The organism is Streptomyces sp. NPDC093260 (assembly GCF_040683715.1).
GTDB lineage: Bacteria > Actinomycetota > Actinomycetes > Streptomycetales > Streptomycetaceae > Streptomyces > Streptomyces sennicomposti.
Window position 1 is genome coordinate 361823 of sequence record NZ_JBFBEK010000003.1, and the last position, 19287, is coordinate 381109.

Below are 19287 nucleotides of genomic sequence, written 5' to 3' on the forward strand. Positions count from 1 at the left end.
CCTAACCTGCCTGCGCGTCCGGTGAGTTCCGGTCGCCCGGTGGGCTACTCCGGCAGGGGCTGCGGGGGCCGCTGACCGACGTACCGGCCGCTCGGGCGCATGCGCAGCGGGCGCTCCCCGTACTCCTCCAGGGCGTGGGCGATCCAGCCGGCCGTGCGGGCTACGGCGAAGACGGTCTCGCTGGCCGTGGACGGCATGCCGCTGGAGGCGGTGAACACGGCGAGGGCGAGGTCGACGTTGGCGTGCAGCGGGGTGCTGCGGGCGGCCGTGGCCTCGATGTCCCGGGCCGCGGCCAGGGCGGGCCCGGCGTGCGGCAGGTCCTCGAGCAGGGCGAAGAGGGTACGCGCGCGCGGGTCCTCGCCGGTGTAGAGGCGGTGGCCGAGGCCGGGGATACGCCGGCCCTCGCGCAGTTCGTCGGCGATGACCGGGCCCGCGGCGCCGCGGTCCAGCACCTCCAGGATCAGCCGGTGGGCGAGACCGCCGGCCGCGCCGTGCAAGGGGCCCTCGATGACGCCCAGCCCGGCGGAGACGGCGGCGTACGCGTGGGCGCGGGCGGAGGCGGCCACCCTTACGGCGAGCGTCGAGGCGGCCAGGTCGTGGTCCACGAGAAGGGCCAGCGCGGTGTCCAGGACGCGCAGGGAGGCGTCGTCGGCGGGGTGGCCGGTCAGCCGCGCCCACAGGCGGTGGGCGAGCGGCCCCCGGCGCTCGCGGCGGCCGAGCGGGGCCGGCGGCAGCGAGTCGACGAGAGTCGGGATGAGGACCCGGGCGGTGCCGAGCACGGCGTCCTCGGACAGGTCGAACCGCAGGGGGTCCGCCGCGGCGGCGGCGATCGCGGCGACCCGCAGCCGGTCGGTGGGGCTCGCGTGCTCGGGCAGCGCCTCGACGGCCCGGCGGGCCACGGCGACGGATTCCTCGGGCGCCGTGAAGGCGGCGCCGGGGATCAGGCGCCCCGTCCACAGCCACTCGGCGACCTCCTCGTAGCTGTGCCGGGCGGCCAGCTCCGTCGCGTCGACGCCGCGGAAGTAGTACCGGTCGCCCTCGATGAGCGTGAGACGGGTGCGCACCGACAGTTCCGCGCCGGAGCCCGCGGGTGCGGTGCTCTCGCGCCGGTTGCGGCGGGCGAGCGCCTCGACCTCCGCGGCGTCGAAGGTGCTGCCCCGGCCGCCGGGGTCGCGGCGGCTGCCGAGCTGGCCGCGGCTCACGTACGCGTACACGGTCTCCGGCTTCACGCCGAGGAGTTCGGCGGTCTCCTTCGTGCTCAGCCGCCGCTCGGCGGGGCCGGTGGGAGGTACTTGATCGCGCATGCAGGCCACCGTATCCGTCCGGACGTACAGATGAAGTGTTGATTGAATCAATATTGACAGGCCGTGATTCAAGCATGGACAGTCGAATCAAGTACAGGGAGGAACCATGACCAGCAACAGGGCCGCATCCACTCTCGTCGAAGCCCCACGAGGGCTCGCCGGAGTCGTGGTGACGGACACCCGAATCGGTGATGTCCGCGGACGCGAGGGCTTCTACCACTACCGCCAGTACTCCGCCGTCGACCTCGCCCGCAGTCGCCGGTTCGAGGACGTCTGGCACCTCCTCGTTCACGGGGAACTGCCGGACGCCGACCGCGGCGCCGCCTTCGCGGCCCGTACCGCCGCGCTGCGCCGACTGCCCGACGAGGTGCGTGCGGCACTGCCCGGCGTGGCGGCGGCGAGCGCCCGCTCCGGCCCACTGGCCGGTTTGCGCACCGCCCTCTCGCTGCTCGGCGCGGCGCGGGACTTCCGGCCGGTGTACGACCTCGACGCCGACCGGCGGCTCCAGGACACCCTGGTGGCGTGCGCGGCCGTCCCCACCCTGCTGACCGCTTTGTACCGGCTCGGCCGGGGACTGGAGCCGGTCGAACCGCGCGAGGACCTCTCCTACGCGGCCAACTACCTCTACATGCTGGCCGGCGAAGAACCGGACGCGGAGCGGGTCAGGGCGGTCGAGCAGTACCTGATCTCCACCATCGACCACGGCTTCAACGCGTCGACCTTCACCGCCCGGGTCATCGCGTCGACGGGCGCGGACGTGGGTGCCTGCCTGGTGGGCGCTGTCGGTGCGCTGTCGGGGCCCCTGCACGGGGGCGCGCCCAGCCGTGCGCTGGACACCCTGGACGCCATCGGCACGCCCGACCGCATCGACGCCTGGATCCGGGAGCGGGTCTTGGCCGGTGAGCGCATCATGGGCTTCGGGCACGCGGTCTACCGCACCGAGGACCCCCGCTCCCGGATGCTGCGCGAGACCGCACAGCGCTTCGGCGGCGCGCGGGTCGAGTTCGCCGTCGAGGTCGAGCGCCGCGTCGAGGCGATCCTGGCCGAGCTGAAGCCGGGCCGCGAACTGCACACGAACGTCGAGTTCTACGCCGGTGTCGTCATGGAACTGTGCGGGCTGCCCCGCGAGATGTTCACCCCGACCTTCGCGGCGGCCCGCGTGGTGGGCTGGAGCGCGAACATCCTCGAACAGGCGGAGGACTCGAAGATCATCCGCCCGGCGGCGCGGTATGTGGGCCCGCACGCGCCGGCGGAGCTGCCGGCGGTGGCCTGAGCCGGACGGGCCGAGCCGACAGGCGGACCCAACGGCGACCAGGAAGGCCGCGAACCCGGCGGACGGGCGAGCCGGCGCACGGGTGGCAGCGCTCCGGCGCCATGCCCGACGTCTGCCCGGTGAGCGCTGCTGACAATCTGCCCGGTGAGCGCTGCTGACAATCGGTCACTCCGGCATGACGCGCGCGGCTCGTATCCTGGGGCGGCGTTCAGTCCCGTACGTGCACGCGGCCGTGAGCCGGTGCACGCGTCGGCGTGAGAGAGGTAGCGCGGTGCAGCAGTCGAACCCGGAGACGCGCCCGGGTCCCACGGTGCGGCAGATCCCGGTCGTCGTCCTGGCCGGATTCCTCGGTTCCGGGAAGACCACGCTCCTCAACCACCTCCTGCACCACAGCGGCGGCAGCCGGATCGGCGCCCTCGTCAACGACTTCGGCGCCATCGAGATCGACGCCATGGCGGTCGCCGGGGCGCTCGGCGACTCCACCGTCTCCCTCGGCAACGGATGCCTGTGCTGCGCGGTCGACGCCGGGGAACTCGACCTCTACCTGGACCGGCTCACCCGGCCCGCCGCCGGCGTCGACGTCGTCGTGATCGAGGCCAGCGGGCTCGCCGAGCCCCAGGAACTCGTCCGCATGGTGCTGGCCAGCGAGAACCCCCGGGTCGTCTACGGCGGGCTGGTCGAGGTCGTGGACGCGGCCGAGTTCGACGCCACGCGCGCCAAGCATCCGGAGATCGACCGGCATCTCGCGCTCGCCGACCTGGTCGTCGTGAACAAGGCCGACCGCGCCGACGGGGGAGAACGGGCGCTCGGGCTCGTACGGTCCCTGGTGGACCGGGCCGCCGTCGTCCCGGCCTCCTACGGCCGCATCGACCCCGAGTTCCTGTTCGACTGCCGGCCGAGCGAGGAGCGCGTCGGGCAGTTGTCCTTCGACGACCTGCACAGGCACGAGGAGGACGACGCGGCCGACGGCCACGGCGGCCATCTGCACACCGGCTACGACACGCTCTCCTTCTCCTGCGACACGCCGCTGGATCCGCGCCGGTCGATGCGCTTCCTCGACAGCCGGCCCGAGGGGCTGTACCGCGTCAAGGGGTACGTCGACTTCGGCCTGCACGACGCCCGCAACCGTTACGCGGTGCACGCGGTAGGCCGCTTCCTGCGCTTCTATCCCGAGCCGTGGCCGGCCGGCGAGCCGCGCCGCACCCAACTCGTCCTCATCGGCGCGGGCATCGACGTGCCGGCCCTCGACAAGGAACTCCAGGCGTGCGTGGCGGACAGCCCGCACACCGCCGACGAACACGCCATGTGGGGCGTCCTGCGCTACGTACCGCGGCCGGACGAACCGGACGAGCCGGGAGCACCGGAGGCCCGGCAGGCCTCAGGTGCTCCCGGCCCCGGCGCCTCCGACCTGCGGGAACCCGGCTCGGCCGCCTTCGACCCGGAGGACCTCGACTTCGACGCCCCCGACCCGGAAGAGCCGGACCTCTAGACACCCGACCGGGGAGGCCCCGGCCGTCGGGACGCCCGGCCCGCAGGCCTCATCCGTCAAGGCCCGCCTCTCGCGGGACACCCGCGGCCCGCAGGCCCCGACCTTCAAGGCACCCGACCCTCCGCCGGACGCCCGCGGTGCGCAGGCCCCGACCCCCAAGGCGTCGCCTCCGTCGAGCGCCCGCCCCCGCCGAGCGCCAGCGGCGGGGAGGCCCGAAGGCCTCCCCGCCGGATCAGGCCGGCCCCGCCACCGCCGCCACCGTCTTGGCCAGCGACACGCCCGAGCCGTCCCGGCGCGGGTCGATGTCCGGGAGTTCGGCCGGGGTGCCGTTCTTCTGGGCCGCCCGGGCCGGGACCGGGCCCGCCCACGCGAAGGACAGGCAGTCCTCGCCCTTCAGGAACCGCTGGCAGCGCACGCCGCCGGTGGCCCGGCCCTTGCGCGGGTACTGGTCGAACGGGGTGACCTTCGCCGTCGTCTGGACCGAGTCGTCGAGCGTGCCGCGCGAGCCCGCGACCGTGAAGACCACCGCGTCGGCGGCCGGGTCCACCGCCGTGAACGAGATGACCTTGGCGCCGTCGGCGAGCTTGATGCCCGCCACCCCGCCGGCCGGGCGGCCCTGCGGCCGGACCTGGGAGGCCTGGTAGCGCAGCAGCTGGGCGTCGTCCGTGATGAAGACCAGGTCCTCCTCACCGGTGCGCAGCTCCGCCGCGCCGACGATCCGGTCGCCCTCCTTGAGGGTGATCACCTCCAGCTCGTCCTTGTTCGCCGGGTAGTCGGGCACCACCCGCTTCACGACGCCCTGCTCGGTGCCGAGGGCGAGCCCCGGCGAGGACTCGTCCAGCGTGGTCAGGCAGATCACTGTCTCGTCGTCCCCGAGGGAGACGAACTCGGTGATCGGCGCGCCGCCGGAGAGGTTCGGCGCGGTCGCCGTCTCGGGCAGCTGGGGCAGGTCGACGACGTTCACCCTCAGCAGGCGGCCGGTGGAGGTCACCACGCCCACCTCGCCGCGGGCGGTGGCCGGCACCGAGGAGACGATCACGTCGTGCTTGACCCGCTTGCCGTCGGCGTCCCGGGGGAGCGGCTCGTCGTTCGGCGTGCGGGCCAGCAGGCCCGTCGAGGACAGCAGGACCCGGCACGGGTCGTCCGCCACCTGCAGCGGCACCGCGGCGACCGGCACGGCCCCGGCCTCCAGCAGCAGCGTGCGCCGGGGGCTGCCGAACTTCTTGGCGACGGCGGCCAGTTCCGTGGACACCAGCTTGCGCAGCTCCGCGTCCGACTCCAGGATCCGGGTCAGCTCCTCGATCTCCGCGATGAGCTTCTCCTTCTCCGCCTCCAGCTCGATCCGGTCGTACTTCGTCAGCCGGCGCAGCGGGGTGTCGAGGATGTACTGCGTCTGGACCTCGCTCAGCGAGAACCGCTCCATCAGCCGCTGCTTGGCCTGCGCGGAGTTCTCGCTGGACCGGATCAGTCGGATGACCTCGTCGATGTCCACCAGAGCGGTGAGCAGGCCCTCGACCAGGTGCAGCCGGTCGCGGCGCCTGCCGCGGCGGTACTCGCTGCGCCGCCGCACCACGTCGAAGCGGTGGTCGAGATAGACCTCCAGCAGCTCCTTCAGACCCAGCGTGAGGGGCTGGCCGTCGACCAGGGCGACGTTGTTGATGCCGAAGGACTCCTCCATCGGCGTCAGCTTGTAGAGCTGCTCCAGGACCGCCTCGGGCACGAAGCCGTTCTTGATCTCGATGACCAGGCGCAGCCCGTGCTCGCGGTCCGTGAGGTCCTTGACGTCCGCGATGCCCTGGATCTTCTTCGAGCCGACCAGGTCCTTGATCTTGGCGATCACCTTCTCCGGGCCGACGGCGAAGGGCAGCTCGGTCACGACCAGGCCCTTGCGGCGGGCCGTCACGGTCTCCACCGTCACCGTGGCGCGGATCCTGAACGTGCCGCGGCCGCTCTCGTAGGCGTCCCGGATGCCGGAGAGGCCGACGATCCGGCCGCCGGTGGGCAGGTCGGGGCCCGGCACGTGCTTCATCAGCGCGTCCAGGTCGGCGTTCGGGTAGCGGATCAGGTGCCGGGCGGCCGCGATCACCTCGCCGAGGTTGTGCGGCGGCATGTTCGTGGCCATGCCGACGGCGATGCCCGACGCGCCGTTGACCAGCAGGTTCGGGAAGGCGGCGGGCAGCGCCACCGGCTCCTGCTCCTGGCCGTCGTAGTTCGGCGCGAAGTCGACCGTGTCCTCGTCGATCGACTCGGTCATCAGGCTGGTCGCCTCGGCCATCCGGCACTCGGTGTACCGCATGGCGGCCGGCGGGTCGTCGTTGCCCAGGGAGCCGAAGTTGCCGTGGCCGTCGACCAGGGGCACGCGCATCGAGAAGGACTGCGCCAGCCGCACCAGCGCGTCGTAGATCGACGCGTCGCCGTGCGGGTGGAGCTTGCCCATCACCTCGCCGACGACGCGGGCGCACTTCACGTAGCCCCGCTCGGGGCGCAGCCCCATCTCGTTCATCTGGTACACGATGCGGCGGTGCACCGGCTTCAGGCCGTCCCGCGCGTCCGGCAGGGCGCGCGAGTAGATGACCGAGTACGCGTACTCGAGGAAGGAGCCCTGCATCTCGTCGACGACGTCGATGTCGAGGATCTTCTCCTCGTACGGCTCGTCGGGCGGCGGGGTCTTCGTGCTGCGGCGGGCCATCGCTGCCGGCTCCTTGCTGAAGCGTGTGACGGGATCTGACGCGGACCATTGTGGACCGCCCGACTGACAACGCGGACCGGACCCCGCCCCTTGACCGCCGGAGGCACCGTACGCGGACCCGCCCAACACCCCCGCGCAGACCCCCCACAGACGGCCTGGCGCGCCCCGCCGCACCCCCCGCGCGCTGCCCTGCACCCCCTCACGCCCCACCACGCGCCATGGGCGCTCCCGTGCGCCGCACACGCCCTCGCCGCGCCCCGGGGCTCCCCGCGCGGCCGGTCGCCGTCCCTCTTTCGTTCTCGCTCTCGGCGTACGACGTCCGGGAACTTCGCCAGGCGTGCGCGCGCTTGCATACAGTGGCAGGACCGGCAGGAAAAGGGCGGTTTCCAGACCGCCATCGCGATCGAAGGGACGTACATGCCCATGGGTCACACGGCCACAGCCGAGGCAGGCTCCGGCGGCCTGACAGCGACCGAGCACCGCCTGGCCAACGGCCTTCGCGTGGTGCTCTCAGAGGACCACCTGACCCCGGTCGCGGCGGTGTGCCTCTGGTACGACGTCGGCTCCCGTCACGAGGTCAAGGGACGCACCGGTCTGGCTCACCTCTTCGAGCACCTGATGTTCCAGGGCTCCGCCCAGGTCAAGGGCAACGGCCACTTCGAACTGGTGCAGGGCGCCGGCGGCTCGCTCAACGGCACCACCAGCTTCGAGCGCACCAACTACTTCGAGACCATGCCCGCCCACCAGCTGGAGCTCGCCCTCTGGCTGGAGGCCGACCGCATGGGCTCGCTGCTGGCCGCCCTCGACGAGGAGTCCATGGAGAACCAGCGGGACGTCGTCAAGAACGAGCGCCGCCAGCGCTACGACAACGTCCCCTACGGCACCGCCTTCGAGAAGCTGACCGCCCTCGCCTACCCGGAGGGCCACCCCTACCACCACACGCCCATCGGGTCGATGGCGGACCTGGACGCGGCCACCCTGGAGGACGCCCGCGCGTTCTTCCGCACCTACTACGCGCCCAACAACGCCGTCCTGTCGGTCGTCGGCGACATCGACCCGCAGCAGACGCTCGCCTGGATCGAGAAGTACTTCGGCTCCATCCCCGCCCACGACGGCAAGCCCGAGCCGCGCGACGGCTCCCTGCCCGACGTCCTCGGCGAGCAGCTGCGCGAGGTCGTCGAGGAGGAGGTCCCCGCCCGCGCCCTGATGGCCGCCTACCGGCTGCCGGAGGACGGCACGCGCGCCTGCGACGCCGCCGACCTCGCCCTCACCGTCCTCGGCGGCGGCGAGTCCTCCCGGCTCTACAACCGTCTGGTGCGCCGCGACCGCACCGCCGTCGCGGCCGGCTTCGGCCTGCTGCGGCTGGCCGGCGCGCCGTCCCTCGGCTGGCTGGACGTCAAGGCCTCCGGCGACGTGGAGGTGCCGGTCATCGAGACCGCCATCGACGAGGAGCTGGCCCGGTTCGCCGAGGAGGGACCGACCGCCGAGGAGATGGAGCGCGCGCAGGCCCAGCTGGAGCGCGAGTGGCTGGACCGGCTCGGCACGGTGGCCGGCCGCGCCGACGAACTGTGCCGGTTCGCCGTCCTGTTCGGCGACCCGCAGCTCGCCCTGACCGCCGTCCGGCGCGTCCTGGAGGTGACCCCCGAGGAGGTCCAGGAGGTCGCCAAGGCCCGCCTGCGCCCCGACAACCGCGCGGTGCTCGTCTACGAGCCGACGCCCGCCGCCGCGGCCGACGCCCAGGACGCGGACGCCGCGGCCACCGACGACACCGAGGAGACGGCGAAGTGACCGAGCTGGCCACCATGGACTTCCACCCCCAGCCGCAGCCCGGCGAGGCCAGGCCGTGGGCGTTCCCGGCGCCTGAGCGCGGCGCCCTCGACAACGGTCTCACCGTGCTGCGCTGCCACCGCCCCGGCCAGCAGGTCGTCGCCGTCGAGGTGCTGCTCGACGCGCCCCTGGACGCCGAGCCGAAGGGCCTGGACGGCGTCGCCACGATCATGGCGCGGGCCTTCTCCGAGGGAACCGACAAGCACTCCGCCGAGGAGTTCGCCGCCGAGCTGGAGCGCGCCGGCGCCACCCTCGACGCGCACGCCGACCACCCCGGCGTCCGGCTCAGCCTGGAGGTGCCCGCCTCCCGGCTGGCCAAGGGCCTCGGGCTGCTCGCCGACGCCCTCAGGGCGCCCGCGTTCGCCGACTCCGAGGTGGAGCGGCTGGTGGGCAACCGGCTGGACGAGATCCCGCACGAGCTGGCCAACCCCTCCCGCCGCGCCGCCAAGGAACTCTCCAAGGAGCTGTTCCCGGCCGACGCGCGCATCTCCCGCCCGCGCCAGGGCACCGAGCACACCGTCCGCGCCATCGACGCGGCGGCCGTCCGCGCCTTCTACGACCGCCATGTACGGCCCGCCACGGCCACCGCCGTGGTGGTCGGCGACCTCACCGGCATCGACCTGGACGCACTGCTCGGCGAGACCCTCGGCGCCTGGACCGGCTCGCCGACCGAGCCGCGGCCCGTGCCGCCGGTCACCGCCGACGACACCGGCCGCGTGGTCATCGTGGACCGCCCCGGCGCGGTCCAGACGCAGCTGCTCATCGGCCGTGTCGGCCCCGACCGGCACGACCGGGTGTGGCCCGCGCAGGTGCTCGGCACCTACTGCCTCGGCGGCACCCTCACCTCCCGCCTGGACCGCGTCCTGCGCGAGGAGAAGGGCTACACCTACGGCGTGCGGGCCTTCGGCCAGGTGCTGCGCTCGGCCCCCGACGGCTCGGGCGCCGCGATGCTCGCCATCAGCGGCTCGGTCGACACGCCGAACACCGGCCCGGCCCTGGACGACCTGTTCACGGTGCTGCGCAAGCTCGCCGCGGGCGGTCTCACCGACGCCGAGCGGGACGTCGCCGTGCAGAACCTCGTCGGCGTGGCGCCGCTGAAGTACGAGACGGCGGCGGCCGTGGCGAGCACCCTGGCCGACCAGGTGGAGCAGCACCTGCCCGACGACTACCAGGCGACGCTCTATCAGCAGCTCGCCGCCACCGGCACGGTGGAGGCCACCGCGGCCGTCGTCAACGCCTTCCCGGTGGACCGCCTGGTGACCGTCCTCGTCGGCGACGCGGCGCAGATCAAGGAGCCGGTCGAGGCCCTGGGCATCGGTCAGGTCACCGTCGTCGCCGCCGAGTAGCGGCATCCGCCGCCCGCGCGGGGCGACGGCGACGCACGCGTGCGCGTGGGGCCCTGGTGACCGAAGCGTCACCAGGGCCCCGTCGTGTCCGAATTGCGGGAGAGGCTGCCTGTCTGACCTGTGGCCTGCGCTACAAAACACCGGATCCGTTTGGGAATCGAAACCGGCCCCGTCTAGCGTCGATCCGGCTGTTCGTCAGGCAGTGCGCCGCACCCGCGGCACCGGACAGTCATCGCCGAGTCCCCGTACGGCGCGAGCCAGGGGAGCCGGGGACCCACGCAGTCCCTGGGGTGAATCGGACGCCCACGCGCCGGCGAGGGGGTCCGTAGGAGACCTTCCTGCTCCGAACCCGTCAGCTAACCCGGTAGGCGAGAGGGAAGGAAAGGACCCACGTCTGCATGGCGTTCACGCGCGCCACCGGGAAGCACCGCCGGCCCAGCCGGATGCACCGCACCACCGTCCGAGCGGCGGGCGTCGCGGCCCTCACCACCACCGGCGTCCTCGGCACCCTGGCCGCCGCCCCGGCGCTCGCCGCCGAGACCCCGGCCCCCGAGGACACCGGCCTCACCCCGGTCATCACCATCGGTGACACCGTCGCCGCCAAGATCGACGCGCAGGCCGCCGCGCAGCAGCACGCCGCGGAGCAGAAACTGGCCGAGCAGGCCGCCCGCGAGAAGGCCGCCGCGCTGGCCAAGAAGGAGCGCGAGGCCAAGGAGCGCGCCGCCCGCGAGGCCGAGCGCAAGCGCCTGAACACCTTCGTGCCGCCGATCTCCGGCTCCTACGTCTCCACCGGCTACAAGACCGGCGGCTCCCTGTGGTCCTCCGGCTCCCACACCGGCGTCGACTTCCACGCCGCGAGCGGCACCACCGTGCACGCGGTCGGCGTCGGCACCGTCGTGGAGACCGGCTGGGGCGGGGCGTACGGCAACCAGATCGTGATCCGGATGGCCGACGGCATGTACACGCAGTACGGCCACCTGTCGTCCGTCGGCGTCACGGTGGGCCAGCAGGTCGTCGCGGGGCAGCAGATCGGCGTGTCCGGCGCGACCGGAAACGTCACCGGGCCGCACCTCCACTTCGAGGCCCGCACCACCCCGGACTACGGCTCCGACGTCGATCCGGTCGCCTACCTGCGCCAGCACGGTGTGAACGTCTGACCAACGGCCCGCGACCGCCGAAGAGCGCAGAGCACGACCGCACGACAAGTGCGGAAGACCACGGACGGTCCACGAAGCCCCGGCCCCGAGCCGGGGCTTTCGGCATTTCCAGCCGCCCAGGTATTTTGCTGTCCAAAAATTTCCCATGGAACCCGGCTGCCCGTCGGAAATCCCGGCGTATTGCAATAGAGTCACGGAACAGGTGTCGCCCGTCGCCGGTGCGGCACGGTGATTTGAGCGTGATTCGGGCGGAGGTCGGGAATGCGTGTTCCGGCGCACTCGGTGTGCACGGCGATCAGGGACGACATCGTCGCCGGTGTCTATGAGCGCGGCAGCCGGCTCACCGAGGAAGTCCTCGCCCGCCGCTACGGCGTCTCCCGCGTCCCGGTGCGCGAGGCGCTGCGCACCCTGGAGGCGGAGGGCTTCGTGGTGACGCGACGGCACGCGGGCGCGTGCGTGGCGGAGCCGACCGGGCAGGAGGCCGCCGATCTGCTGGACATGCACCGGCTGCTGGAGCCGCTGTGCGCCGCCCGGGCCGCCGAGCGGCGCACCCAGGCCCATCTCAAGGTGCTGCGCGGCCTGGTCAGACTGGGGCAGGAGCGGGCCGCGAGCGGCTCGGGCGAGGAGCTGCGGGCGCTCGGGGGCTGGTTCCACGAGACGCTGGCGCAGGCCTGCGACAGTCCGGCGCTGACCGCGACGCTCACCCAGCTGCGGCACAAGATCGCCTGGATGTTCGTGGTGGAGACCCCGGCCGACCCCGTCGCGGCCTGGTCCGAGCACGGCGCCATCGCGGACGCCGTGGCCCGCCGCGACGGCGAGCGCGCGCGTGCGCTGACCGCCGCGCACACCGAGCGGACGGCCGCCGTGTGCCGCGTGAGGACTTCGCAACATCCCGTAAACATGTCGGGCGCGTGGCATTAACACGGTGCCCGTATACAAAGAGGGATATCCGATCTAGACGAATTACCGCTGCCCTTTTCGCGGGTTTTCGTAATTCCCGTGAGAGTGCGGTGCGGTGGGTTCTTCGAGGCTGCCCGGAAATGCGCTGACGCGACCGCCGGAGACGTCCGGGCCGTCCGGCTCCGAAACGTCACGCGCAGAAAGCCGGACGCACGGAAACCGGGCCACACCGGATCCCGAAAGCCCCCGGCCGCGGCAACTGCGGGGTCCGCAACCGCCGGGGCCCCGGAAACGCCGAAGCCGCCCCGCCCGGCACGGGCGGCGCGGCTTCGGCGTGTGGTCCGGCAGGTGATCCAGGTGATCCGCCGGGCCCGGGTCAGACCGTCTCGGGAAGCTCCTCGAGCCCCTCGGAGACCAGCTTGGCCAGGCGGTCCAGGGCGGCGTCCGCACCCTCGGCGTCGGAGGCCAGGACGACCTCCTCGCCGCCCTGCGCGCCGAGGCCGAGGACGGCCAGCATGGAGGCCGCGTTGACGGGGGCGCCATCGGCCTTGGCGATCGTCACGGGGACGCCGGAGGCCGTGGCGGCCCGGACGAAGATGGAGGCGGGGCGGGCGTGGAGACCCTCGGCCCAGCCGACGTTGACGCGGCGCTCAGCCATGTGATGCTGCCCTTCAGGTGTTCCGGGTTGTCTAGACCAGTTTCCCACATCCGGAGGGCCGCCCGGGGCGGCACGGTCACCGCCCCGGGCCCGGACGCCGGACCGCGGCCCGGACGGCGGCGTCTCGCGGGCGTCCCGGCGGGTTCCGGCGGGCCCCCGCCGGTCGTGGTCCCCACAGACTGCCTCGCGCCGCCGTCGGTGGCTAGCCGTACTCTGGGGCCCATGCAGACCGCGTCGGACCGGCACGAGTATCCAGCCCACTGGGAGGCCGACGTGGTGCTCCGCGACGGCGGCACCGCACGGATCCGGCCCATCACCGCCGAGGACGCCGACCGGCTGGTCAGCTTCTACGAACAGGTGTCGGACGAGTCCAAGTACTACCGGTTCTTCGCGCCCTACCCGCGCCTGTCCGCCAAGGACGTCCACCGCTTCACCCACCACGACTTCGTGGACCGGGTCGGCCTCGCCGCCACCATCGGCGGAGAGTTCATCGCCACCGTCCGCTACGACCGCATCGGCGCCGCCGGGCGGCCCGCCGGCGCCGGCACGTCCGACGAGGCCGAGGTCGCCTTCCTGGTGCAGGACGCCCACCAGGGCCGCGGGGTCGCCTCCGCACTGCTCGAACACATCGCCGCCGTCGCCCGCGAGCGCGGCATCCGCCGGTTCACCGCCGAGGTGCTGCCCGCCAACACCAAGATGATCAAGGTGTTCACGGACGCCGGGTACACCCAGAAGCGCAGCTTCGAGGACGGCGTCGTACGCCTGGAGTTCGACATCGAGCCCACCGACCGCTCGCTGGCCGTGCAGCGCGCGCGGGAACAGCGTGCCGAGGCGCGGTCGGTGCGCCGGCTGCTCGTGCCCGGCTCGGTCGCCGTGGTCGGCGTGGGCCGCACGCCCGGGGGCGTGGGCCGCAGCATCCTCGACCACATCCGCGCCGGCGGGTTCACCGGCCGTCTGCACGCCGTCAACCGCGCCTTCGAGGCCGGCCGCACGGAGATCGACGGAGTGCCCGCCCACCGCTCGGTGCGGGAGATCGAGGGACCGGTCGACCTCGCGGTGGTGGCCGTGCCGGCCGAGCACGTCCCCGGGGTCGTCACCGAGTGCGGCGAGCACGGAGTGCAGGGCCTCGTCGTCATCTCCGCCGGGTACGCCGAGAGCGGCTCCGAGGGACGCGAGCGCCAGCGGGCCCTGGTCCGGCTCGCGCGCGCGTACGGCATGCGCATCATCGGCCCGAACGCCTTCGGCATCGTCAACACCTCGCCCGGCGTCCGCCTCAACGCCTCCCTCGCCCCCGAGATGCCCCGCCCCGGCCGCATCGGCATGTTCGCGCAGTCCGGCGCCATCGGCATCGCCCTGCTCTCCCGGCTGCACCGACGCGGCGGCGGCGTCACCGGCACCACCGGCGTGTCCACCTTCGTCTCCTCCGGCAACCGCGCGGACGTCTCCGGCAACGACGTCCTCCAGTACTGGTACGACGACCCGGACACCGACGTCGCCCTGATGTACCTGGAGTCCATCGGCAACCCGCGCAAGTTCACCCGCCTCGCCCGGCGCACGGCGGCCGCCAAACCGCTGGTCGTCGTGCAGGGCGCCGGATCGGCCCCCCAGGGACACGCGGTACGGGCGACCCGGCTGCCGCGCGCCACGGTCTCCGCCCTGCTGCGGCAGGCCGGCGTGATCCGCGTGGACACCATCACGGAACTGGTGGACACCGGACTGCTCCTCGCCCGCCAGCCGCTGCCCTCCGGTCCCCGGGTGGCCATCCTCGGCAACTCCGAGTCCCTGGGCGTCCTGACGTACGACCGGTGCCTGGCCGAAGGTCTGCGCCCCCAGCCGCCCCGGGACCTGACCACCGCCGCGTCCGCCGAGGACTTCCGGGCCGCGCTGGCGCAGGCGCTCGCCGACGAGACCAGCGACGCCGTGGTCGTCACCGCCATACCGGCCCTCGGGGAGGGCGCCACCGAGGACGCCGCCCTGGCCGCGGCGCTGCAGTCGGCCGCCGAGGCGGTGCCCGGCAAGCCGGTGCTGGTGGTCCACGTCGAGCTGGGCGGCCTGGCCGAGGCCCTGTCCGCAGCGGCCAGCACGGGCCCGCAGGCCGTCCCCGGCACCGCCGCCGCCCACGCGACCGCCCCCGGCACGCCCACCGGCGCCACCACGGCCGTCGCCCCGCAGGCCACTCCCGCGCAGCCGTCCGACGCGGCCCGGCCCCGCCCCGCCGCCGGCCCGCGTCTCATCCCCGCCTACCCCGCCGCCGAACGCGCCGTCCGGGCCCTCGCCGAAGCCGTCCGCTACGGGCAGTGGCGGCGGGAGGCCGCCGACCCCGGCAAGGTGCCCGAGTACGACGACATCGACGAGCGGGGCGCCGCCGAGCTGATCCGCAGCCTCCTCGCGCGCGGACAGGGCCTCACCCTCGGCCCCGAGGAGACCTGCGAACTGCTCGGCCGCTACGGCGTCCACGTCCGCCGCGCCCTGCCCGCACCCACCCCCGACACCGCCGCCGAGGCGGCCCACAGCCTCGGCTACCCCGTCGCCCTGAAGGCCACCGCCCCGCATCTGCGCCACCGCGCCGACCTCGGCGGCGTACGCCTGGACCTCGCCGACGAGGAGCAACTGCGCCGGGCCTACGCCGAGCTGACCGAGCTGTTCGGCGCACCGGAGGAACTGCGGCCGGTGGTGCAGGCGATGGCGCCCCGCGGCGTCGACACCGTCGTCCGCGCCGTCATCGACCCGGCGGCCGGCGCGGTGCTCTCCTTCGGGCTCGCCGGCGCCGCCTCCCAGCTGCTCGACGACATGGCGCACCGGCTCGTCCCCGTCACCGGCCGGGAGGCGACCTCCATGATCCGCTCGATCCGGACGGCGCCCCTGCTGTTCGGCTGGCGCGGCTCCGCACCGGTGGACACGCCCGCCCTGGAGGAACTGCTGCTGCGCGTCTCGCGGCTCGTGGACGACCACCCGGAAGTGGTCGCCGTCACCCTGGAGCCGGCCGTCGTCGCCCCGCACGGGGTGAGCGTCCTCAGCGCCAGCGTGCGCCTGGCGCCCCCGCCCGCGCGGGACGATCTCGGACCGCGCACGCTCCCGGCGTACTGACGGCGCTTCTCCCGCGCGCAGCGGTGCCTCGCAGTCGGCGCGCCCCCGTAGGATGGACGGCATGGCCAAGACCAGTACGACGACCCAGGGGCTGCGGGCGGCGATCGAACGCAGCGGCTACTACCCGGCTCTCGTGGCCGAGGCGGTGGAGGCCGCCGTGGGCGGCGAGCCCATCCGGTCGTACCTGGTCCACCAGGAGACCACCTTCGACCAGAACGAAGTGCGCCGCCATGTGACGGTGCTCGTCCTCACCGACAACCGGTTCATCGTCAGCCACACCGACGAGCAGGCCGCCGACACCACCTCCCCGACGCCGTACGCCACCACCTCCACCGAGTCGGTCCGGATCGACCGGATCTCGTCGGTCGTCGTCAGCCGGATGGTCGCCAACCCCGAGCAGTACACACCGGGCACCCTGCCCCGCGAGGTGGTCCTCACCATCGGCTGGGGCGCCGTCTCGCGCATCGACCTGGAGCCCGCCGCCTGCGGCGACCCCGACTGCGAGGCCGACCACGGCTACACGGGCAACTCCACGGCCGACGACCTGAGCCTGCGCGTCAGCGAGGCCGGCGACGGCCCCGAGACGGTGCGCCAGGCCCTCGCCTTCGCCCAGGCCATCTCCGAGGCCACCGCGGACGTCACCCGCTGATGACACTGTCCACCGCCTGGGACCACCCCGAGCCGCTCGCCGTCGCCTCCGCACCCGTCCCCGCGTACGGCTCCGGCTCCCTCGCCGACCTGCTGCCCACGCTGGCCGCGGGCATGGGCGTGCCGGACATGACGGCCGCCATTCCCGAGCTGACCCCGGCCGACCGCGCCTGCGTCTTCCTGATCGACGGGCTCGGCTGGGAGCAGCTGCGCGCGCACCCCGGGGAGGCGCCCTTCCTGACCTCCCTGCTGGACAGCTCGCGCGGCGGCACCGGCCGGCCGATCACCGCCGGCTACCCCGCCACCACCGCGACCTCCCTCGCCTCCGTCGGCACCGGCCTGCCGCCGGGCGCCCACGGCCTGCCCGGCTACACGGTGCGCAATCCGGCGACCGGCGAGCTGATGAACCAGCTGCGCTGGCAGCCCTACACCGATCCGCGCGCCTGGCAGCCGTACCCCACCGTCTTCCAGCTGGCCCAGCGGGCCGGCGTGCACAGCGCCCAGGTGTCCTCGCCGACCTTCGAGAACACCCCGCTGACCAAGGTCGCCCTCACCGGCGGAACGTTCCTGGGACGGCTGACCGGCGAGGACCGCATGGACGTCGCGGCCGAGCAGCTGGCCGCCGGCGACCGCGCCCTCGTCTACACGTACTACTCCGAACTCGACGGCGCGGGCCACCGCTACGGCGTGGACTCCGACACCTGGCGCGGCCAGCTCATGCACGTCGACCGGCTGGTCCAGCGCCTGGCCGAACAGCTGCCCGAGCGCAGCGCCCTCTACGTCACCGCCGACCACGGCATGGTCGACATCCCGTTCGACGAGCAGCACCGCATCGACTTCGACGAGGACTGGGAGCTGCGCGCCGGCGTCGCCCTCCTCGGCGGCGAGGGCCGTGCCCGGCACGTGTACGCCGTACCCGGCGCCGCCGGTGATGTGCTGACCTGCTGGCGCGAGGTGCTCGGCGAGCAGTTCTGGGTGGCCTCCCGGGACGAGGCGGTGGCGGCCGGCTGGTTCGGGCCGCGGGTGGACGACCGCGTCCACGACCGGCTCGGCGACGTGATCGCCGCCGCCCGCGACGACGTGCTGCTCATCGCCTCCGAGCGGGAGCCGAAGGAGTCCTCGATGGCCGGCAACCACGGCTCGATGACCCCTGCCGAGCAGCTGGTGCCCCTCCTCGAAGTACGCTCCTGACGCGCCGCCCGCACACCGGGCCCGCCGACCTTCCTCCCCGCCCCGCCGAAAGGTGCCCGACCTCCCATGCCCGAGCTGGTGTTCTTCTCCGGAACGATGGACTGCGGGAAGTCGACACTGGCTCTCCAGATCGAGCACAACCGTTCGGCGCGCGGCCTCGTCGGCATGATCTTCACCCGCGACGACCGGGCCGGCGAGGGCAAGCTGTCCTCGCGCCTCGGCCTGGTCACGGACGCGGTGGAGGTCGAGGACGGTGTGGACCTGTACGCCTACCTGGTCGACCAGCTCTCCCGGGGCGGCCGTGCCGATTACGTGATCGCCGACGAGGCGCAGTTCCTCGCACCGGAGCAGATCGACCAGCTCGCGCGCGTGGTGGACGATCTGGGGATCGACGTCTTCGCCTTCGGCATCACCACCGACTTCCGCTCCAAGCTGTTCCCCGGCTCCCAGCGGCTGGTCGAACTCGCCGACCGCGTCGAGGTGCTCCAGGTGGAGGCGCTGTGCTGGTGCGGCGCCCGCGCCACCCACAACGCCCGCACGGTGGGCGGCGTCATGGTGCTGGAGGGCGCCCAGGTCGTCGTCGGCGACGTGAACCACGCGGCGGACGAGGTCGGCTACGAGGTGCTGTGCCGCCGCCACCACCGCCGCCGGATGACCGCGGCCTCGGCCCGCGCGGCGGCCCTGTCCCCGGACGTACTGCCCGTGGTCCCGGACCGCCGCTGACCCACTGGAGCCCGTCCGCCCGCCGAGCGCGCATCGGCACCGGCCTGTCGGGCGACCGCCGGTCCGCCGGGTGCGCCGATTCGACCGTCACCTCGTCCGCCGCGCCACCCGTCGCACCGGCTCAACGAGCCCGGCCCGGCCCGTTGGCGTCGGCCGCCTCAACGACCCCTCTGCAGCAGCGCGAACCGCGCCCCCTCCGGATCGGTCACCGTGGCCATCCGTCCGCGGCCGGTGTCGCGGGGCGGGGCGAGGACCCGGCCGCCGAGGGCGGTGAGGCGGTCGAGGGAGGCGTAGGCGTCGGCGACCGCGAAGTACGTCAGCCAGTGCGAACCCCGCGCGCGGGGCAGCTCCGCACCCGCCCCGTGCAGCGCGGCGACCGGACGGCCCGCGAGGGACAGCGTCACATGGTCGTCGCAGGACGCGCCCGGCTCCGCGTCCGGCTCCCGACGCTCCGTCCCGTATCCGAACAGGGCTCCGTAGAACTTCGCGACGTTCGCCGTCTCGAAGGTGCGCAGCTCGTGCCAGACCGGAGTGCCCGGCCCGCCGCCCTGGTCCGTGCCCCGGTGCGCGGGGGCCTGCCAGAGGCCGAACACCGCGCCCGACGGATCGGAACCGATCGCGAGCCGCCCGGCGTCGCCCGTCTCCAGGGGGCCGACCCCGATCGTGCCGCCGCACCGCCGTACCGTCTCGGCCGTCAGATCCACGTCGTCGGAGGCGAGGTACGGCGTCCAGGCGGCGGGCAGCGGCAGATCCGGTGGCAGCGGGCCGATTCCGGCCACGTCCCGGCCGGCCAGCACGGCCCGTACGTAGGGGCGGAGCCGGTCGGGTCCGGGCCGGAACTCCCAGCCGAACAGTTCTCCGTAGAAGGCCTGAGCGGTGGTCATGGAATGGGCCATCAGGCTGGCCCAGCACGGTGTGCCGGGCCGTCGGCGGGCCGGTCCGCGGCCGCTGTCGCCCGCGGACTCCGGTGCCTCGGTCATCGTCCTCCTCTTCGC

Annotated in this window: 14 protein-coding genes and 1 riboswitch; of the genes, 10 read left to right on the forward strand and 4 right to left on the reverse strand. The window is 73.7% G+C overall.

Annotation, left to right across the window (positions count from 1 at the left end; genetic code table 11):
• Window positions 1-44: 44 nt before the first annotated feature.
• Window positions 45-1304, reverse strand: coding sequence for a citrate synthase (locus AB0N63_RS05825; RefSeq protein ID WP_365524557.1), 1260 nt, complete (start codon window positions 1302-1304; stop codon window positions 45-47).
• Between the two features lie 106 nt (window positions 1305-1410).
• On the opposite strand from AB0N63_RS05825, the gene AB0N63_RS05830 reads away from it, so the two are divergent.
• Complete coding sequence (locus tag AB0N63_RS05830; protein WP_365524560.1) at window positions 1411-2577, forward strand: citrate synthase/methylcitrate synthase; 1167 nt, start codon at window positions 1411-1413, stop codon at window positions 2575-2577.
• Between the two features lie 271 nt (window positions 2578-2848).
• A complete protein-coding gene (locus AB0N63_RS05835; RefSeq protein WP_365524563.1) occupies window positions 2849-4066 on the forward strand; it encodes a GTP-binding protein in 1218 nt (405 codons plus the stop codon).
• A gap of 232 nt (window positions 4067-4298) precedes the next feature.
• Here AB0N63_RS05835 and AB0N63_RS05840 read toward each other — a convergent pair whose 3' ends face one another.
• Complete coding sequence (locus AB0N63_RS05840; protein WP_365524567.1) at window positions 4299-6755, reverse strand: DNA topoisomerase IV subunit A; 2457 nt, start codon at window positions 6753-6755, stop codon at window positions 4299-4301.
• 417 nt (window positions 6756-7172) lie between these two features.
• On the opposite strand from AB0N63_RS05840, the gene AB0N63_RS05845 reads away from it, so the two are divergent.
• The 4 genes from AB0N63_RS05845 to AB0N63_RS05860 all read left to right on the forward strand — a co-directional run bounded on the left by AB0N63_RS05845 (window position 7173) and on the right by AB0N63_RS05860 (window position 12006).
• On the forward strand, window positions 7173-8543 hold the full coding sequence (locus AB0N63_RS05845) for a pitrilysin family protein (protein ID WP_365524570.1): 1371 nt from the start codon (window positions 7173-7175) through the stop codon (window positions 8541-8543).
• Window positions 8540-9928: a pitrilysin family protein gene (locus tag AB0N63_RS05850; protein WP_365524572.1), complete on the forward strand. Its 1389-nt coding sequence runs from the start codon at window positions 8540-8542 to the stop codon at window positions 9926-9928. Before AB0N63_RS05845 ends, AB0N63_RS05850 begins: the two co-directional genes overlap by 4 nt.
• A gap of 223 nt (window positions 9929-10151) precedes the next feature.
• A riboswitch (cyclic di-AMP (ydaO/yuaA leader) is annotated at window positions 10152-10314 on the forward strand.
• A 12-nt stretch (window positions 10315-10326) separates the two neighbouring features.
• Complete coding sequence (locus tag AB0N63_RS05855) at window positions 10327-11085, forward strand: M23 family metallopeptidase (RefSeq protein WP_365524575.1); 759 nt, start codon at window positions 10327-10329, stop codon at window positions 11083-11085.
• 261 nt (window positions 11086-11346) lie between these two features.
• Window positions 11347-12006 (forward strand): GntR family transcriptional regulator, encoded by a 660-nt coding sequence (locus AB0N63_RS05860; protein WP_365524577.1) that lies wholly within the window; start codon window positions 11347-11349, stop codon window positions 12004-12006.
• Between the two features lie 355 nt (window positions 12007-12361).
• Here AB0N63_RS05860 and AB0N63_RS05865 read toward each other — a convergent pair whose 3' ends face one another.
• Entirely contained in the window at window positions 12362-12643 is a 282-nt protein-coding gene (locus AB0N63_RS05865; RefSeq protein WP_365524580.1) for an HPr family phosphocarrier protein, read from the reverse strand.
• A gap of 222 nt (window positions 12644-12865) precedes the next feature.
• Between AB0N63_RS05865 and AB0N63_RS05870 the strand changes: the two genes are divergently transcribed.
• From AB0N63_RS05870 to AB0N63_RS05885, 4 genes are all read left to right on the forward strand, one after another.
• Complete coding sequence (locus AB0N63_RS05870) at window positions 12866-15730, forward strand: GNAT family N-acetyltransferase (protein WP_365524583.1); 2865 nt, start codon at window positions 12866-12868, stop codon at window positions 15728-15730.
• Window positions 15731-15782: 52 nt separating this feature from the next.
• On the forward strand, window positions 15783-16379 hold the full coding sequence (locus AB0N63_RS05875; protein WP_365524586.1) for a DUF5998 family protein: 597 nt from the start codon (window positions 15783-15785) through the stop codon (window positions 16377-16379).
• Window positions 16379-17569, forward strand: coding sequence for a nucleotide pyrophosphatase/phosphodiesterase family protein (locus AB0N63_RS05880; RefSeq protein ID WP_365524589.1), 1191 nt, complete (start codon window positions 16379-16381; stop codon window positions 17567-17569). Before AB0N63_RS05875 ends, AB0N63_RS05880 begins: the two co-directional genes overlap by 1 nt.
• A gap of 66 nt (window positions 17570-17635) precedes the next feature.
• Window positions 17636-18292, forward strand: a complete 657-nt coding sequence (locus AB0N63_RS05885; RefSeq protein WP_365524592.1) for a thymidine kinase — start codon at window positions 17636-17638, stop codon at window positions 18290-18292.
• Between the two features lie 158 nt (window positions 18293-18450).
• Here the strand turns inward: AB0N63_RS05885 and AB0N63_RS05890 are convergent, their stop codons facing one another.
• A complete protein-coding gene (locus AB0N63_RS05890) occupies window positions 18451-19272 on the reverse strand; it encodes a VOC family protein (RefSeq protein ID WP_365524595.1) in 822 nt (273 codons plus the stop codon).
• Window positions 19273-19287 lie beyond the last annotated feature (15 nt).

Bases quoted from the DNA above. Each gene is read 5' to 3' on its own strand.
- AB0N63_RS05870 (WP_365524583.1), top strand. From the start codon at position 12,866: ATGCAGACCGCGTCGGACCGGCACGAGTATCCAGCCCACTGGGAGGCC.
- AB0N63_RS05885 (WP_365524592.1), top strand. From the start codon at position 17,636: ATGCCCGAGCTGGTGTTCTTCTCCGGAACGATGGACTGCGGGAAGTCG.
- AB0N63_RS05855 (WP_365524575.1), top strand. From the start codon at position 10,327: ATGGCGTTCACGCGCGCCACCGGGAAGCACCGCCGGCCCAGCCGGATG.
- AB0N63_RS05825 (WP_365524557.1), bottom strand. From the start codon at position 1,304: ATGCGCGATCAAGTACCTCCCACCGGCCCCGCCGAGCGGCGGCTGAGC.
- AB0N63_RS05875 (WP_365524586.1), top strand. From the start codon at position 15,783: ATGGACGGCATGGCCAAGACCAGTACGACGACCCAGGGGCTGCGGGCG.
- AB0N63_RS05860 (WP_365524577.1), top strand. From the start codon at position 11,347: ATGCGTGTTCCGGCGCACTCGGTGTGCACGGCGATCAGGGACGACATC.
- AB0N63_RS05865 (WP_365524580.1), bottom strand. From the start codon at position 12,643: ATGGCTGAGCGCCGCGTCAACGTCGGCTGGGCCGAGGGTCTCCACGCC.
- AB0N63_RS05880 (WP_365524589.1), top strand. From the start codon at position 16,379: ATGACACTGTCCACCGCCTGGGACCACCCCGAGCCGCTCGCCGTCGCC.
- AB0N63_RS05890 (WP_365524595.1), bottom strand. From the start codon at position 19,272: ATGACCGAGGCACCGGAGTCCGCGGGCGACAGCGGCCGCGGACCGGCC.
- AB0N63_RS05840 (WP_365524567.1), bottom strand. From the start codon at position 6,755: ATGGCCCGCCGCAGCACGAAGACCCCGCCGCCCGACGAGCCGTACGAG.
- AB0N63_RS05830 (WP_365524560.1), top strand. From the start codon at position 1,411: ATGACCAGCAACAGGGCCGCATCCACTCTCGTCGAAGCCCCACGAGGG.
- AB0N63_RS05845 (WP_365524570.1), top strand. From the start codon at position 7,173: ATGCCCATGGGTCACACGGCCACAGCCGAGGCAGGCTCCGGCGGCCTG.